Below are 16,382 nucleotides of genomic sequence, written 5' to 3'. Positions count from 1 at the left end.
CAGGGGTGTTAGATTAAGACTAAGTTGAGGATTTATCATCAAAAAACACTATGCGTTTTATCCGATTTGTTGCCGATTTCAATCATGAGCGGCGCAGGCGTTATTCCAGGATCCAGCTATCGCCAGTGGCCGGCGCGATCGCTTCCGGTAACCATAGCCGGCCCCAGGCGCCGGTACAGTGGCAGCCCATGATCTTTTCCGGTTGATGCTGCCGCAAAAAACGGCGGACGTGCCAGAGCGTGCGCGGGGAAGCGCAGCGCAGATGAAAACCGCCGATCAGGGCGTGGATCCGACCGATCCCGGTGATTTTCTGGCAATGGCGCACGATATTGATGATCCCGCGGTGCCCGCAGCCGGTCACGATCACCAGACCGCGATCCGATTTGTAAATCAGCCCCCCTTCGTCGATCACGTAGTCCACCGCCGCGTTTTCCCCGGCGATCACCCCGTAGGCGCGCGGGGCGGGCACCGCGATCTCGCCTGACCACATAAAGCGATCGCCGATCGCCAGCGGTTCACGGCTGTAGTGCATGCGGTGGCGCGCGTAGTCGATATCCAAAGAGAGCTTTTTGATCTTCTGGCTGTAGCCCAGCACCTTAAGTGCCGCATAGCGCTCATCGCCGACCTGCGGGTGGCAGATGATGCGGCTGTTGTCCGGCAGCCAAGCGACGCCGCCGCAGTGATCATAGTGGCCGTGGGAGAGCACCGTTGCGGTGATACGGGAGAGATCGACGCCCATCAGCGCCGCATTGCGCAGAAAGCTGTCGTCGGGGCCGGTATCGAACAGTATGGACGTCGTCTCATCCTCAATCAGCAGGCTTAGCCCGGCCTTGGCCTGCAATCGTGGGTCGGCACCGGCGGCGCGCCGGTTTTCCAGCAGGACCCTGAGGGTTAATGCCATGTTGACTCGTTCCTGAGTGAGATTCCTGACTTTCCAGTATAGCGCGGGGCGCTGCGGCGGCTCTGTGAGCCGGCGCGCAGAGCGAGCGCGGGAAAGAAAAACGGCCGGAACAAGGGTTTTGTCCCGGCCGTGAAAGCGTTATGGCGGTGTTATTTACCGATACAGAAGCTGGAGAAGATGCGGCCCAGCAGGTCGTCGGAGGTGAATTCGCCGGTGATTTCGCTCAAGGCCAGCTGCGCCTGGCGCAATTCCTCGGCCAACAGCTCGCCCGCGTAAGCGCTCACTAACTGTTCTTTGCCCTGCACCAGGTGCTGTGCCGCCAGTTCCAGCGCCTGCAGGTGGCGACGGCGCGCCAGGAAGCCGCCTTCCATGTTGCTGGTGAAGCCCATGCTCTGTTTGAGATGATCGCGCAGCACATCGACACCCTCGCCGGTGCGGGCCGACAGGCGAATAAGTGAGTGGTTGTTCACTTCCGTCAGACCCAGCGTTTCACCGGTGATGTCGGCCTTGTTGCGCACCACGGTGATCGGCAGCGTGCCTGGCAGGCGCGCCATAAACTCCGGCCAGATCTCCGCCGGCTCGGTGGCGGCGGTGGTGGTGCCGTCAACCATAAACAGCACTCTGTCGGCCTGTTCGATCTCGTTCCACGCACGTTCGATGCCGATACGCTCAACTTCGTCGCTGGCGTCGCGCAGGCCGGCGGTGTCGATGATGTGCAGCGGCATGCCGTCGATATGGATATGTTCGCGCAAGACGTCGCGAGTGGTGCCGGCGATATCGGTGACAATCGCCGCCTCGCGCCCGGCCAACGCATTGAGCAGGCTCGATTTACCGGCGTTGGGGCGCCCGGCGATCACTACCTTCATTCCTTCGCGCAGCAGGCTGCCCTGGCGCGCTTCACCACGCACGTTATCCAGATCCGCCATCACGTCGTTGAGCTGCGCCTCGATTTTACCGTCGGACAGGAAGTCGATTTCCTCGTCCGGGAAGTCGATCGCCGCTTCCACGTAGATTCGCAGGTGAGTGAGCGCTTCCACGAGCTGGTGGATACGGGTGGAAAACGCCCCCTGCAGCGAGTTCATCGCTGAACGCGCCGCCTGCTCGGAGCTGGCGTCGATCAGATCGGCGATCGCTTCGGCCTGCGCCAGATCGAGCTTGTCGTTGAGAAATGCGCGCTCGGAGAACTCGCCGGGCCGTGCGATGCGCACGTCAGGCAGCGCCAGCACGCGCTTGAGCAGCAGATCGAGGATCACCGGCCCGCCGTGGCCCTGCAGCTCCAGCACGTCTTCGCCGGTGAAGGAGTTCGGCCCCGGGAACCACAGCGCGATGCCCTGATCGAGGGTGGCACCCGTGGCGTCGCGGAACGGCAGATAGTCAGCGTAGCGCGGCTTCGGCAGCTTGCCGAGCAACGCCTGGGCGACGTCTTTGGCCTTGCTTCCGGAAATGCGCAGAATGCCGACGCCGCCGCGTCCCGGCGGGGTGGCTTGGGCTACGATGGTATCGGTGGTGCTCATAACGGTTCTCTCTGACGATTAAGATGCAAAAAGGCGGTCTAATGACCGCCTTTGGGGTGACTGCAAGGGTCGGCGCGCCGAACCCCTACAATACGCTTAGCTTTTTTTCTTGTCGCGGCTGTGCAGACCGCGTTTTTCCAGACCACGGTAAATCAGCTGCTGCTGCAGGATGGTCACCAGGTTACTGACGATGTAGTACAGCACCAGACCGGACGGGAACCACAGGAAGAACACTGTGAAGATCACCGGCATGAAGGTCATGATTTTCTGCTGCATCGGGTCAGTCACGGTGGTCGGCGACATCTTCTGAATGAAGAACATCGTCACGCCCATCAGGATTGGCAGGATGTAGTACGGGTCTTGCGCCGACAGGTCATGGATCCACAGGGCGAACGGCGCGTGGCGCAGCTCAACCGAGCCCATCAGCATGTAGTACAGCGCCAGGAAGATCGGCATCTGAATGATCAGCGGCAGGCAGCCGCCGAGCGGGTTCACTTTCTCCGACTTGTACAGCGCCATCATCTCTTGGCTCATGCGCTGTTTGTCGTCACCGATACGCTCGCGCATCGCCTGCAGCTTCGGCTGCAGCATGCGCATTTTCGCCATCGAGGTGTACTGCGCTTTGGTCAGCGGGTACATGATGCCGCGCACGATGAAGGTGATGATGATGATGGAGAAGCCCCAGTTACCGATAAAGCCGTGGATGAACTTCAGCAGTTTGAACAGCGGCTGGGAGATGAACCACAGCCAGCCGTAATCCACGGTCAGGTCCAGATGCGGCGCCAGCTGGGCCATCTGATCCTGCAGCTCCGGGCCGACCCACAGGGTCGCGTTCAGCTGCTGCTGAGCGCCCGGCTGCACCACGACCGGCGTAGATTTAAAGCCGATGGTGGACAGGTTGTCACCCGGTTTGGCGGTGTAGAAGGTGTTGTCACCCTTGGTCGCCGGTACCCACGCGGTGGCGAAGTACTGTTGCAGCATGGCGACCCAACCGTCTTTGGTGGTGACGCTCAGGTTTTCGTCTTTGTCGAACGCGTATTTCTGGTACTTGTCCTCGCTGGACGAGTACGCCGCGCCGCGGAAGGTGTGCAGCGCGAAGTTGCTGCTGCCGGTATCGCGGTGCTTAGGCAATTCGGTGGTCTGCTTCAGCTGGCCGAACAGGGTCAGCTCCAGCGGCGTCGCGCCTTTGTTGTCGATGCTGTAATCCACGCCGACCGCATAGTGATTGCGTTTGAGCACGAAGGTTTTGGTGTAGATCGCGCCGTCTTTATCGGTGTAGCTCAGCGGGATGCGCAGCTCGTCCTGGCCTTCCGGCAGGGTGTAGCTGTCCTGCGCCGCCTGATACAGCGGGCGCTCGCCGTTGGCCGGGTTGTCCGGGCCGTTTTTACCGGTCAGGCCGCTTTGCGCCTGATAGACGAACGACGGAGTGGTTTCCAGCAGTTGGAACGGAGTCGATGAACCCAGAGTATCCGGGTAGGCCAACAGTTTAGCCTGCTCGATATCGCCACCACGGGTGTTGATGGTCAGTGACAGCACGTCGGTGTTCACGGTAATCAGCTTACCCTGACCACTGGCTGGCACGGCCTGGCTGGCGGCATCACCGGCTACTGCGTTCGAAGTCTGTTGCGTGGTCTGTGCGGCCGGCTGCGGAGCGTTGTCCGTTTGCCATGCCTGCCAGATCATGAAAGACACGAACAGCAGAGCGATGAGGAGAAGATTGCGTTGCGAATCCATCGTTAGAGTTCTCTGTTATCGTCGGTTTTTGGCGGCACCGGATCATCGCCACCTGGGTTCAAAGGGTGGCATTTTAATACGCGTTTCAATGCTAACCAACTGCCTTTTATCATGCCAAACCTGCTTAATGCCTCAATTGCGTAATGAGAGCATGTCGGCTGGAAGCGACAACGAGGCCCTAGCAGCGGACTGATGACGAGCTGATAGGCCCGCACCAGCCCGATCAGGATGCGGGAGCCTGGCGACAGTGGCGACGCCATAATTTATCCAAAGCTTCCGTCAGCGCGCGGTTATCCAAATCCGCTATCCCCTTTTTGGCCACCACGACAAAATCCATCGCCGGTAATTCGTGCTGGCGCAGGCGGAAACTTTCGCGGGTTAGGCGTTTGATCCGATTACGCTCGTGCGCGCGTTTGACGTGTTTTTTGGCGACGGTAAGACCGATGCGGGGATGCCCCAGCTGGTTCAGGCGGCCGAGGATGGTGATTTGCGGCGTGCCAGCCCGTTGTGGCTGCTGGAAGACGAAAGTGAAATGAGTGGGAGTTAACAAACGTAACTCCCTGGGAAAAGCGAGCTTAACCACTCAGCGGGTTAGCTTTATTACTTAGAAACAGTCAGACGAGCACGGCCTTTCGCACGACGGCGGGCCAGAACTTGACGACCATTTTTGGTGGCCATACGAGCACGGAAACCGTGGCTACGGTTGCGCTTCAATACGGACGGTTGGAAAGTGCGTTTCATAGCGATTTCTACCTAAACTTAAAATAATTACTGATCAGTAAACGCGTTTGGCTACTCGGCGTGAAGATGACCGACGCCTCAATCGCAATACATAAAGAAGCGGGATTGTAATAATTGTACAGTCCTGAGTCAATTCGCATCGCGCCAGCCTACCTGGTTGTCTGCCAATAACGGAACAAAATCCGGTCTTGGCCCGTGGTCACCGCAGAATCCTGTCTGGCTAATGACGCACCATAAGGAACCAGGTATCACACGTAGGGCGAAGATTATACGGACTCGGGGTGAAATCGCAAGGATCCCCGTGAGATCCTTTGCGCGCGATCGCAGGATCCGGCGTGGATAACAGGGTATAACCGGTTGACAATGTAAAAAACGCGGCGCAGCGGCCGGGATCTGCGCGGTCATTCGGCGCCGGCGGTGAAAAGATCGCCGCTGGCCGCGGCCTGTGGATAAAATGGATCTAATCTGTGAGGAAGGGGAGGATCTCTTGCTCGGATTGCGCTATGATCCGTCATTCCGATCGCGATCCCCCATACCGGGATCGTGAGGGACACAAACCGTGAAAGGCGGTTCGCATCCCCCACAGGCAAACCGCCGATGCCGGGTATGTGTCAAAAATCATGAGTTATAAAAAAGTTGCCCGTTTCTTTTCTTTATTGATCTTGTTCGAGTGGAGTCCGCCGTGTCACTTTCGCTTTGGCAGCAGTGTCTTGCCCGATTGCAGGATGAGTTACCTGCCACAGAATTTAGTATGTGGATACGCCCATTGCAGGCGGAACTGAGTGACAATACCCTGGCGCTGTATGCGCCTAACCGCTTTGTGCTGGATTGGGTTCGCGATAAGTACTTAAACAACATCAATGGTCTGCTGAATGATTTCTGCGGCACGGACGCGCCTTTGCTGCGTTTTGAAGTCGGCAGCAAGCCGATCACGCAGGTGATCAGCCAGACCGTGACCGCCAGCGTCAGCAGCGCCCCTGCGGCCCCGGCGGCGCGCACGGCCGCGCCTTTGCGCCCGAGCTGGGACAACGCGGCGGCGCAACCCGAGCTCTCTTACCGTTCCAACGTCAACCCTAAACACACTTTCGACAACTTCGTCGAGGGTAAGTCCAACCAGCTGGCGCGCGCGGCGGCTCGCCAGGTGGCGGATAATCCGGGCGGCGCCTACAACCCTTTGTTCCTGTATGGCGGCACTGGCCTGGGTAAAACTCACCTGTTGCACGCGGTCGGCAACGGCATCATGGCGCGCAAGGCCAACGCCAAAGTGGTCTACATGCACTCGGAACGCTTCGTGCAGGACATGGTCAAAGCGTTGCAGAACAATGCCATCGAAGAGTTTAAGCGCTACTACCGCTCGGTCGACGCCTTGCTGATCGATGACATCCAATTCTTCGCCAACAAGGAGCGTTCGCAGGAAGAGTTCTTCCATACCTTTAACGCCCTGTTGGAAGGCAATCAGCAGATCATCCTGACCTCGGATCGCTACCCTAAAGAGATCAACGGGGTGGAAGATCGTCTGAAATCTCGCTTCGGCTGGGGGCTGACGGTGGCGATCGAGCCGCCGGAGCTGGAAACCCGCGTGGCGATCCTGATGAAAAAGGCCGACGAAAACGACATCCGCCTGCCGGGCGAAGTGGCGTTCTTCATCGCCAAGCGCCTGCGTTCCAACGTGCGTGAGCTCGAAGGGGCGCTGAACCGCGTGATCGCCAACGCCAACTTTACCGGCCGGGCCATCACCATCGATTTCGTGCGCGAAGCGCTGCGCGATCTGCTGGCGCTGCAGGAAAAGCTGGTCACCATCGACAATATTCAAAAGACGGTGGCGGAGTATTACAAGATTAAAGTCGCGGATTTGCTGTCCAAGCGGCGTTCGCGATCCGTTGCCCGCCCGCGCCAGATGGCGATGGCGCTGGCGAAGGAACTCACCAACCACAGCCTGCCGGAAATCGGCGATGCGTTTGGTGGCCGCGACCATACCACGGTGTTGCACGCCTGCCGGAAGATCGAGCAGCTGCGTGAGGAAAGTCACGACATCAAAGAAGATTTCTCCAATTTAATCAGAACATTATCTTCATAGCGCTATGAAATTTATCGTTGAACGTGAGCATCTGCTAAAACCGCTGCAACAGGTGAGCAGCCCGCTGGGCGGCCGCCCGACCTTACCGATCCTGGGCAACCTGCTGCTGCAGGTGACGGAAGGTTCCCTGCTGCTGACCGGCACCGATCTGGAGATGGAGATGGTGGCACGCGTCGCCCTGTCCCAACCGCACGAGCCGGGCGCGACCACCGTGCCCGCGCGCAAATTCTTTGATATCTGCCGTGGCCTGCCGGAAGGGGCGGAGATCGCCGTCACGCTGGAGAGCGAGCGCATGCTGGTGCGGTCCGGCCGCAGCCGCTTCTCGCTGTCCACGCTGCCGGCGGCGGACTTCCCGAACTTGGACGATTGGCAGAGCGAGGTGGAGTTCAGCTTGCCGCAGGCGACGCTGAAGCGCCTGATCGAAGCCACCCAGTTCTCGATGGCCCATCAGGACGTGCGTTATTACCTGAACGGCATGCTGTTTGAAACCGAAGGCGAAGAGCTGCGCACCGTCGCGACCGACGGCCACCGCCTGGCGGTGTGCTCGATGCCGATCGGCCAACAGCTGCCGTCCCATTCGGTGATCGTGCCGCGTAAAGGGGTGATGGAGCTGGTGCGTCTGCTGGACGGCGGCGATTCGGTGCTGCAGCTGCAGATCGGCAGCAACAACATCCGCGCCCACGTTGGCGATTTCATCTTCACGTCCAAGCTGGTTGACGGCCGTTTCCCTGACTATCGCCGCGTCTTGCCGAAGAACCCGGATAAAACGCTGGAGGCCGGCTGCGATCTGCTCAAGCAGGCGTTTGCCCGCGCGGCCATTCTCTCGAACGAGAAATTCCGCGGCGTGCGGCTGTATGTCAGCCAGAACCAGCTGAAGATCACCGCCAACAATCCGGAGCAGGAAGAGGCGGAAGAGATCCTCGACGTCAGCTACGACGGCGCGGAGATGGAGATCGGTTTCAACGTCAGCTACGTGCTGGACGTGTTGAACGCGCTCAAGTGTGAAGACGTGCGCCTGCTGTTGACCGACTCGGTCTCCAGCGTGCAGATCGAAGACGGCGCCAGCCAGGCGGCGGCCTACGTTGTCATGCCAATGCGGTTGTGATCGATATCCGGGCTATCTTGCTTGCCATTTTACGCTTGGGCAGTGCTCGCAATCCTCACGTACTCTGTGTACGCTCCGGTTGCTGTGCGCTGTCCGCACGTAAACTGCCTGCGCCGATAACGCCCTTACATTGAGCGTAGTTTCCCGGTGATAGAGTTGGCATGGCATTAACGCGTTTATTGATTAAAGATTTCCGCAATATCGAGGCGGCGGATTTGGCGCTGGCACCGGGATTCAACTTCCTGGTCGGTGCCAACGGCAGCGGCAAGACCAGCGTGCTGGAAGCGGTGTATACGCTCGGGCACGGCCGCGCCTTTCGCAGCCTGCAGGCCGGTCGGGTGATTCGCCACGACCAGCCGGAGTTCGTGCTGCACGGCCGCATAGAAGGTACGGAGCGCGAGCTGTCGATAGGATTGAGCAAGAGCCGTCAGGGTGACAGCAAAGTACGCATCGATGGCAGCGACGGCCACAAGGTGGCCGAGCTGGCGCAGCTGCTGCCCATGCAGCTGATCACCCCCGAAGGTTTTACCCTGCTGAATGGCGGGCCGAAATTCCGGCGCGCTTTCCTGGACTGGGGCTGTTTTCATAACGAACCCGGTTTTTTCACCGCCTGGAGCAACCTGAAACGGTTACTGAAGCAGCGCAATGCCGCGCTGCGCCAGGTGAGTCGCTATGCGCAGATCCGCGCCTGGGATCAGGAACTGATCCCGCTCGCGGAGCGCATCAGCGAATGGCGGGCGGAATACAGCGACGCGATCGCCGCGGATATCACCGCGACCTGCGCGCAGTTTCTGCCTGAATTCGCCCTGAGCTTCTCCTTCCAGCGCGGCTGGGACAAAGAGAGCGACTACGGCGAGCTGCTGGAGCGCCAGTTCGAGCGCGACAGGGCGTTGACCTATACCGCGGTGGGGCCGCATAAAGCGGACTTCCGCATTCGTGCCGACGGCACGCCGGTAGAGGATTTGTTATCGCGCGGTCAGCTTAAATTGCTGATGTGCGCGTTGCGCTTGGCGCAGGGTGAGTTTCTCACCCGGCAGAGCGGGCGGCGTTGCCTGTATCTGATTGATGATTTTGCCTCCGAGCTGGACACCGGCCGTCGCCGGTTGCTGGCCGATCGCCTGAAAGCCACCCAGGCCCAGGTTTTTGTCAGCGCGGTCAGCGCTGAACAAGTGACCGACATGGCCGGTGAAAAGGGCAAGATGTTCCGCGTGGAACAGGGTAAAATAGAGGTTCAACCACAGGACTAAAATGAGCGAGAAACGTTGATGTCGAATTCTTATGACTCCTCAAGTATCAAGGTATTAAAAGGGCTGGATGCGGTGCGCAAGCGCCCGGGCATGTATATCGGCGATACCGATGACGGCACCGGTCTGCACCACATGGTATTCGAGGTTGTGGACAACGCTATCGACGAAGCGCTCGCGGGCCACTGTAGTGACATTCAGGTCACCATCCATGCCGACAACTCGGTATCGGTACAGGATGACGGCCGCGGCATTCCGACCGGCATTCACCCGGAAGAAGGGGTTTCAGCCGCAGAGGTCATCATGACCGTGCTGCACGCCGGCGGTAAATTCGACGACAACTCCTATAAGGTTTCCGGCGGCCTGCACGGCGTGGGCGTCTCGGTGGTTAACGCCCTGTCGGAGAAACTGGAGCTGGTGATCCGCCGCGAAGGCAAAGTGCACGAACAAACTTACAGCCACGGCGAGCCACAGGCGCCGCTGAATGTGGTGGGCGAAACCGAACAGACTGGCACCATGGTGCGCTTCTGGCCGAGCCACCAGACCTTCACCAATGTGACCGAATTCGAATACGACATTCTGGCCAAGCGTCTGCGCGAGCTGTCCTTCCTCAACTCCGGCGTGTCTATCCGCCTGAAGGACAAGCGCACCGACCGTGAAGACCACTTCCACTACGAAGGCGGCATCAAGGCGTTTGTCGAGTACCTGAACAAGAACAAAACCCCGATCCACCCGAACGTGTTCTACTTCTCGACCGTGAAAGACGATATCGGCGTGGAAGTGGCGCTGCAGTGGAACGACGGTTTCCAGGAAAACATCTACTGCTTCACCAACAACATTCCGCAGCGCGACGGCGGCACGCACCTGGTCGGTTTCCGTACCGCGATGACCCGTACGCTGAACAGCTACATGGAGAAGGAAGGCTACAGCAAGAAGGCCAAGGTCAGCGCCACCGGCGATGACGCGCGTGAAGGTCTGATCGCCGTGGTGTCGGTGAAGGTGCCGGATCCTAAGTTCTCTTCTCAGACCAAGGACAAGCTGGTCTCTTCCGAGGTGAAAACCGCGGTTGAAACGCTGATGAACGAGAAGCTGGTGGATTACCTGATGGAAAATCCAAGCGACGCGAAAATCGTGGTCGGCAAAATCATCGACGCGGCGCGCGCGCGCGAAGCGGCGCGTAAAGCACGTGAGATGACCCGCCGCAAAGGCGCACTGGATCTGGCCGGCCTGCCGGGCAAGCTGGCGGACTGCCAGGAACGCGATCCGGCGCTGTCCGAACTGTACCTGGTGGAAGGGGACTCCGCGGGCGGCTCTGCCAAGCAGGGGCGCAACCGCAAGAACCAGGCTATCTTGCCGCTGAAGGGGAAAATCCTCAACGTCGAGAAAGCGCGTTTCGACAAAATGCTCTCCTCGCAGGAAGTGGCGACGCTGATCACTGCGCTGGGTTGCGGCATTGGTCGCGACGAGTACAGCCCGGATAAGCTGCGTTACCACAGCATCATCATCATGACCGATGCCGACGTCGACGGTTCGCACATCCGTACGCTGCTGTTGACCTTCTTCTACCGCCAAATGCCGGAAATTATCGAGCGTGGCCACGTGTTCATCGCACAGCCGCCGCTGTACAAGGTGAAGAAAGGCAAGCAAGAGCAGTACATCAAAGATGACGAGGCGATGGATCAGTACCAGATCGCCATCGCGATGGACGGCGCCACGCTGCACACCAATGCCAGCGCACCGGCGCTGGGCGGCGAGCAGTTGGAGAAACTGGTGGCCGAGCACTACGGCGTGCAGAAGCTGATCGGCCGCATGGAGCGCCGCTACCCGCGCGCGCTGCTGAACAGCCTGATCTATCAGCCGACGCTGAACGAAAGCGACCTCAGCGATGAAGCCAAGGTGAAAACCTGGATCGCTTCGCTGGTGCAGGTGCTGAACGACAAAGAGCAGCACGGCAGCAGCTATGACTTCGTGATCTTCGAGAACCGCGAACGCCAGATGTTCGAGCCGGCGCTGCGCATCCGCACCCACGGCGTGGATACCGACTATAAGCTGGACTTCGACTTCATCCACGGCGGCGAATACCGCAAGATCTGCCAGCTGGGTGAGAAGCTGCGCGGGCTGGTCGAAGAGGGCGCGTTCATCGAGCGCGGCGAACGCCGTCAGCCGGTGGACAGCTTCGAGCAGGCGCTGGAGTGGCTGGTGAAAGAGTCGCGCCGCGGCCTGTCGGTGCAGCGTTATAAAGGTCTGGGCGAGATGAACCCGGAACAGCTGTGGGAAACCACCATGGATCCGGAAAGCCGCCGCATGTTGCGCGTGACCGTCAAGGACGCCATCGCTGCCGATCAGCTGTTCACTACGCTGATGGGCGATGCGGTTGAACCGCGCCGCGCCTTTATCGAAGAAAACGCCCTGAAAGCGGCGAACATCGATATCTGATGCGTTAATCGCTGTGAAATCCGCGCCGGGCGACCCGCGCGGATTTTTTTTGCGCTTTTTTGGCGCTGACAGCCGAGGCTGAAACGCGTTAGCATGGGAAAAAACCACTGGGAGAAGCGTTGAATGGCTATTGAACTGATTGCGATCGACATGGACGGCACGTTGCTGGATCCGCAGCACCAAATCACGCCGGCGGTAAAGCAGGCTATCGCGGCAGCGCGGCGCAAAGGGGTGCACGTGGTGCTGGCCACCGGGCGGCCTTATGTCGGCGTGCAGGACTATCTGCGCCAGTTGGACATTCAGGGCCCCGGCGATTTTTGCATAACCTACAACGGCGCGCTGGTGCTGCGCGCGGCCGACGGCGCCTGCATCCTGCAGGAAACGCTGGGCTTCGAGGACTATCTGCACTTCGAGCAGATGGCGCGCGAGTTCGGCGTTCACTACCAGGCGTTCGATTTCGACACCCTGTATACCCCGAACAAAGACATCGGCAAATACACCATACATGAGGCGGCAATGACCGGTATCCCGCTGAAATACCGCAGCGTGGAAGAAATGGATCGCCAGATGCGTTTCCCGAAAGTGATGATGATCGACGAGCCGGAGTTGCTGGACCGCGCTATCGCGCGCATCCCGGCGGAAACGCGCGAGCGTTACACCATTCTGAAAAGCGCGCCTTATTTCCTCGAGATCCTGCACAAGAACGTCGATAAAGGGGCTGGGGTGAGAATGCTGGCCGAGCACCTCGGCGTGGCGCGGGAAAATATCATGACGCTGGGGGATCAGGCCAACGATACGGCGATGATCGAGTATGCCGGCGTCGGTGTGGCGATGGGCAACGCCATTCCCGAGCTGAAAGCGGTGGCGCAGTTTGTCACCAGCGCCAATACCGAAGATGGCGTAGCGCACGCCATCGAGAAGTTCGTGCTCAACGCCTGAGAACGCGGGGCGCTGCGGCGCCCCTTTATATTGCCGCCAACACCCCTTTGGCGATCTGCAGATCCTGAATCGCCAACCCGGTAAGATCGGCGATGGTGATATGCTGCGGCTCGCTTCGCAACCGCCCACCCTGTGCCAAGACGGCGCCCATTTCGACAATTGGCGTTGAAGTGAGCCTAGTTTGCCGATAAGCCGTCGCGATCTCGCCATAGTCAGCACATTGCGCCAGCGCATCGACCAGCAGCGCGTCTGCATTAGCCACCAGATCGGTCGCCAGCTCCTGCTTGCCGGGCGCGTCGGCGCCCACGGCGGTGATGTGCGTGCCGGGCCGGATATCCGCCGCCTGCAAGATCGGTTCGCGGCTGGGCGTGGTGGTCACGATCAGCTGACAGTGCGCCGCCAGCTCTGCCGCGTCCTGCGTGGTCAGCACCCGAAAACCTTCGGCCTCGGCATCGCGCCGATACGCCGCCAGCGCCTGTTCGTTGCGGCCCCACACCCATACCTCGCGGCAATCGGTCACCGGTTTTAGACATTGCAGCTGTAGCCGCGCCTGCAGGCCGGTGCCGACCATGCCGATCGCCTGAATATGCGGCGGCGCGCACAGCTCGGCGGCGATGCGGCCGGCCAGGGCGGTGCGCAGTGCGGTCAGCCAGCCCTCATCCTGCAGCAGCGCCCGGGGTTCGCCGGTCTGGGCGGAGAACGCCATCACCAACCCCTGATTGCTGGCCAGGCCGCGTTCGGCGTTGCGATAAAAACCGGCGGACACCTTGACCACGAACAGCTCGTCACCTTCCAGCCAGGCGGATTTGATGCAGCAATCGCCGGCGCCCTGTTCGAACAGGAAATGCTGCACCGGCGGCTGTTGCACCCGCCGCTGCGAATAGGCGATAAAACCCTGCTTCAGCAGCGGGGTTATAGCCTCGGCGTCGAACGCGGCGAGGATTTGCTGCCGATTAAAGATGTGCATCGGCGACGGCCTTGAGGTATTTCTCCAGCACGATGTTTTTACCGCACAGCACCACCGCCACTTTTTTCCCCTGGTATTCCGGCGCCAGCTTGATCGCCGCCGCCAGCGCCACGCCGGCCGCGCCTTCGATAATCCATCGATCGCTGGCGGCGATCCGGCGCATCGCGTGCTTGATCTCCGTTTCGCTGACCAGCACTTTGCGGTCGATCAGCTGTTGGCACAGCGGGAAGGTTATGGCGCCCGGCTCGACGCTGCCGGCGGTGCCGTCGGACAGGGTTTCTTGTTCTTCCACCGGGAAGATGTGGCCCGTTTCCAGCGCGCTGTACATGCTGGTGGCGTTTTCCGGCCAGCAGGCGATAAGCTGTGTATTCGGCGACAATTGCCGCAGAACGGTACCGATACCGGCGATATAGCCACCGCCGCCCACCGCCACGAACACGGCGTCCAGGCCGGTGAGTTGTTCAACCAGCTCCATGCCGCAGGTGCCCTGGCCGGCGATGACCTGCTCGTCGTTATACGGCGAGATATAGGTTTTTCCCTGTTCGCGGGCGGCCTGTTCCCCGGCCAGTTCGGCGTTCAGCGCATCGCCCGGCACCAATTCCACGGTGCCGCCCAGTGCGCGGATGGTGTCTAGCTTGATGCTCGCGGCCGTCTCCGGCGCATAAACCGTGACGCCAACGCCCATCAGTTGCCCCGCCAGGGCGACCGCCTGGCCGTGGTTGCCGGTTGAGGCGGCGATCACGCCGCGCCGGCGTTGCTCGCTATCCAGCAACCGCAGCTTGTTGCTGGCGCCGCGAAATTTAAAGGAGCCGGTGTGCTGCAGATGGTCACATTTCAGGTACAGCTCGCAGCCCAGCTGCTGTGAAAGCAGCACGCTGCGCTCCAATGGCGTGACCCGTACCTGAGGGCGCAGTTGCTGATGGGCAGAAACAATGGCATCGAAGAGGGGATTCATACCAACTCCAGAATATTTTGGACTAAAAATCCAGTTTGTACTTTTTTGTATTTTTTGTAAACCCCGTCGCCCGACCGCCGGGCAACCCGGCCAGCCAGCGGCAACGGCCGGGGAAGATCATCGCGTTGGTGGTGAAAATAATCATTAACCTGTCGTTTAGCGACACGATTTTTTATTTATTTGCGTTAAGAAAGGTGCTGTCGCTGATTTATTTTGATGAAGGAAAAGATAATGAAAAAATAGCGCTCGTGGCATCCGCCGATACGGCATGGGCGCCGTTGAGTTTCGCCGCCAGGAATGCGAGCGCCTAATCGGCCGCTTATTTCCTGCCGACGCCGTCGTTCGGCTTAAATGATAAGACGCTGAAAATAATTGCGTCATTTCGAACCGAAAAATCCTCCGGCCTTACCCTCGCAGGCCATGTGAAACGCTGTCGCCGATCCGGTAAGATGGCGACTCAGTGCCGGCATGCGCAGGAGAACCGCCATGAGCCATCGGGAAAAACAACTGACTTTCGACCCTCGCGGGCATCAGTTAACCAATATCAACGTCTGGACGCCGGACAGCCAATGGCTGGCTTATGACGTGCGTCCGCGCGGCGCCTCTTTCACCGGTCTGAGCATCGAGCGGGTCAACGTCGCCAGCGGCGCGGTGGAGGTGGTTTATCGCGCCCAGCACGGCGCCCACGTCGGCGTGGTCACGGTCAGCCCCGATGCGCCGGCGCGTTATGCTTTTATCCACGGCCCGGAGCACCCGGACAGCGCCTGGCAGTATGATTTTCACCACCGCCGCGGGGTGATCGTCAGCGAACCGGATCGCGAGTTGGCCATCACCCTCGACGCGCTGGATATCACCGCCCCCTATACGCCCGGCGCGCTGCGCGGCGGCAGCCATGTGCACGTTTTCAGTCCGGACGGCAGCCGCCTCAGCTTTACCTACAACGATCACGTCATGCATGAACACGACCCGGCGCGCGATCTGCGCAACGTCGGGGTGGCCGTGCCGCTGCACGGAGTCAATCCGCCGAAACAACATCCGCGCGAGTATGACGGCAGCCACTATTGCGTGCTGGTCAGCGAGACGGTGCCGCAGCCGCAGCCGGGCAGCGATCAGATCAATCGCGCCTACGAAGAAGGCTGGATCGGCCGCGAAGGCTACCGTAAGGCCGACGGCAGCCGGCAGCGCTGGGCGCTGGCATTCATCGGCGATACGCTGTCCGCTGCCGGCGTGAAGCTGCCGGAGGTGTTTATCGTCGATCTGCCGGAGAACGATGCCGATTACGCCAGGGCGGGCGCTTTGCCGCTGCAGGGGACGGAAAGCGAGCTGCCGACACCGCCGCACGGCGTCAGGCAGCGGCGAGTGACCTTTACCGGCGATCGTCGTTTTCCGGGCGTGGCCGGCGCGCCGCGCCACTGGCTGCGCAGCTCGCCGGACGGCAGCCAGATCGCTTTTCTGATGAAGGACGACGGCGGCGTGGTGCAGCTGTGGACGGTATCGCCGAACGGCGGGGAGCCGCGCCAGGTGAGCCGCAGCGAGCATGACATCCAGTCGGCGTTCAGCTGGCACCCGCAGGGCGGGACGATAGCCTTGGTGTGTGACAACAGCGTGATGCTGTGTGAGATCGCCGGCGGCCGCCTGCAGCGTTTAACGCAGCGCAGCGTGCAGCCGCCGTCGGGGGATGCCGTGGTGTTTTCACCGGATGGCAAGAAAGTGGCGTTTATGCGCGAGATAGCGGGGTTCAACCAGATCTTTGTGGTTGAGGTGTAAGG

Annotated in this window: 15 protein-coding genes; 7 read left to right on the top strand and 8 right to left on the bottom strand. The window is 60.2% G+C overall.

Annotation, left to right across the window (positions count from 1 at the left end; all coding sequences use genetic code 11):
* Nucleotides 1–100 precede the first annotated feature (100 nt).
* From C9411_RS17110 to rpmH, 6 genes are all read right to left on the bottom strand, one after another.
* Nucleotides 101–901 carry an MBL fold metallo-hydrolase gene (locus tag C9411_RS17110; RefSeq protein WP_107227540.1) on the bottom strand — a complete coding sequence of 267 codons (801 nt, stop codon included), beginning with the start codon at nucleotides 899–901 and terminating at the stop codon, nucleotides 101–103.
* Nucleotides 902–1,050: 149 nt separating this feature from the next.
* Entirely contained in the window at nucleotides 1,051–2,415 is a 1,365-nt protein-coding gene (mnmE, locus tag C9411_RS17105) for a tRNA uridine-5-carboxymethylaminomethyl(34) synthesis GTPase MnmE (RefSeq protein ID WP_004933873.1), read from the bottom strand.
* Between the two features lie 96 nt (nucleotides 2,416–2,511).
* Complete coding sequence (gene yidC, locus C9411_RS17100) at nucleotides 2,512–4,149, bottom strand: membrane protein insertase YidC (protein ID WP_063989172.1); 1,638 nt, start codon at nucleotides 4,147–4,149, stop codon at nucleotides 2,512–2,514.
* Nucleotides 4,150–4,151: 2 nt separating this feature from the next.
* The gene (gene yidD, locus C9411_RS17095) at nucleotides 4,152–4,409 is read right to left on the bottom strand and encodes a membrane protein insertion efficiency factor YidD (RefSeq protein WP_074181168.1); all 258 of its coding nucleotides are present in this window, start codon (nucleotides 4,407–4,409) and stop codon (nucleotides 4,152–4,154) included.
* Nucleotides 4,373–4,732, bottom strand: coding sequence for a ribonuclease P protein component (rnpA, locus tag C9411_RS17090; RefSeq protein WP_004933883.1), 360 nt, complete (start codon nucleotides 4,730–4,732; stop codon nucleotides 4,373–4,375). The genes yidD and rnpA overlap by 37 nt, the downstream gene beginning before the upstream one ends.
* A 17-nt stretch (nucleotides 4,733–4,749) precedes the next feature.
* Nucleotides 4,750–4,890: a 50S ribosomal protein L34 gene (rpmH, locus tag C9411_RS17085; RefSeq protein WP_000831330.1), complete on the bottom strand. Its 141-nt coding sequence runs from the start codon at nucleotides 4,888–4,890 to the stop codon at nucleotides 4,750–4,752.
* A 682-nt stretch (nucleotides 4,891–5,572) separates the two neighbouring features.
* Here rpmH and dnaA point away from each other — a divergent pair.
* From dnaA to yidA, 5 genes are all read left to right on the top strand, one after another.
* Nucleotides 5,573–6,967, top strand: coding sequence for a chromosomal replication initiator protein DnaA (gene dnaA / locus C9411_RS17075; RefSeq protein WP_071826153.1), 1,395 nt, complete (start codon nucleotides 5,573–5,575; stop codon nucleotides 6,965–6,967).
* 4 nt (nucleotides 6,968–6,971) lie between these two features.
* The gene (gene dnaN / locus C9411_RS17070) at nucleotides 6,972–8,072 is read left to right on the top strand and encodes a DNA polymerase III subunit beta (RefSeq protein ID WP_107227539.1); all 1,101 of its coding nucleotides are present in this window, start codon (nucleotides 6,972–6,974) and stop codon (nucleotides 8,070–8,072) included.
* A gap of 161 nt (nucleotides 8,073–8,233) precedes the next feature.
* The gene (recF, locus tag C9411_RS17060) at nucleotides 8,234–9,319 is read left to right on the top strand and encodes a DNA replication/repair protein RecF (RefSeq protein WP_107227538.1); all 1,086 of its coding nucleotides are present in this window, start codon (nucleotides 8,234–8,236) and stop codon (nucleotides 9,317–9,319) included.
* A gap of 18 nt (nucleotides 9,320–9,337) precedes the next feature.
* Nucleotides 9,338–11,752 carry a DNA topoisomerase (ATP-hydrolyzing) subunit B gene (gene gyrB / locus C9411_RS17055; RefSeq protein WP_107227537.1) on the top strand — a complete coding sequence of 805 codons (2,415 nt, stop codon included), beginning with the start codon at nucleotides 9,338–9,340 and terminating at the stop codon, nucleotides 11,750–11,752.
* Between the two features lie 123 nt (nucleotides 11,753–11,875).
* Nucleotides 11,876–12,691: a sugar-phosphatase gene (yidA, locus tag C9411_RS17050; protein ID WP_063989169.1), complete on the top strand. Its 816-nt coding sequence runs from the start codon at nucleotides 11,876–11,878 to the stop codon at nucleotides 12,689–12,691.
* A 25-nt stretch (nucleotides 12,692–12,716) separates the two neighbouring features.
* Here the strand turns inward: yidA and C9411_RS17045 are convergent, their stop codons facing one another.
* Both C9411_RS17045 and C9411_RS17040 read right to left on the bottom strand, forming a co-directional pair.
* Nucleotides 12,717–13,658 carry an ornithine cyclodeaminase family protein gene (locus C9411_RS17045; RefSeq protein ID WP_063989168.1) on the bottom strand — a complete coding sequence of 314 codons (942 nt, stop codon included), beginning with the start codon at nucleotides 13,656–13,658 and terminating at the stop codon, nucleotides 12,717–12,719.
* Nucleotides 13,645–14,613 carry a threonine/serine dehydratase gene (locus C9411_RS17040; protein WP_107227536.1) on the bottom strand — a complete coding sequence of 323 codons (969 nt, stop codon included), beginning with the start codon at nucleotides 14,611–14,613 and terminating at the stop codon, nucleotides 13,645–13,647. The genes C9411_RS17045 and C9411_RS17040 overlap by 14 nt, the downstream gene beginning before the upstream one ends.
* A gap of 35 nt (nucleotides 14,614–14,648) precedes the next feature.
* Here C9411_RS17040 and C9411_RS17035 point away from each other — a divergent pair, with 35 nt between their 5' ends.
* Entirely contained in the window at nucleotides 14,649–14,924 is a 276-nt protein-coding gene (locus C9411_RS17035) for a hypothetical protein (protein ID WP_107227535.1), read from the top strand.
* Between the two features lie 175 nt (nucleotides 14,925–15,099).
* The gene (locus C9411_RS17030) at nucleotides 15,100–16,380 is read left to right on the top strand and encodes a DUF3748 domain-containing protein (protein ID WP_107227534.1); all 1,281 of its coding nucleotides are present in this window, start codon (nucleotides 15,100–15,102) and stop codon (nucleotides 16,378–16,380) included.
* Nucleotides 16,381–16,382: the final 2 nt, after the last annotated feature.

Origin of the sequence: Serratia sp. Nf2 (genome assembly GCF_003028435.1) — a bacterium.
Lineage (GTDB): Bacteria > Pseudomonadota > Gammaproteobacteria > Enterobacterales > Enterobacteriaceae > Serratia > Serratia marcescens_L.
This window is presented reverse-complemented; position numbering and strand designations above follow the sequence as displayed.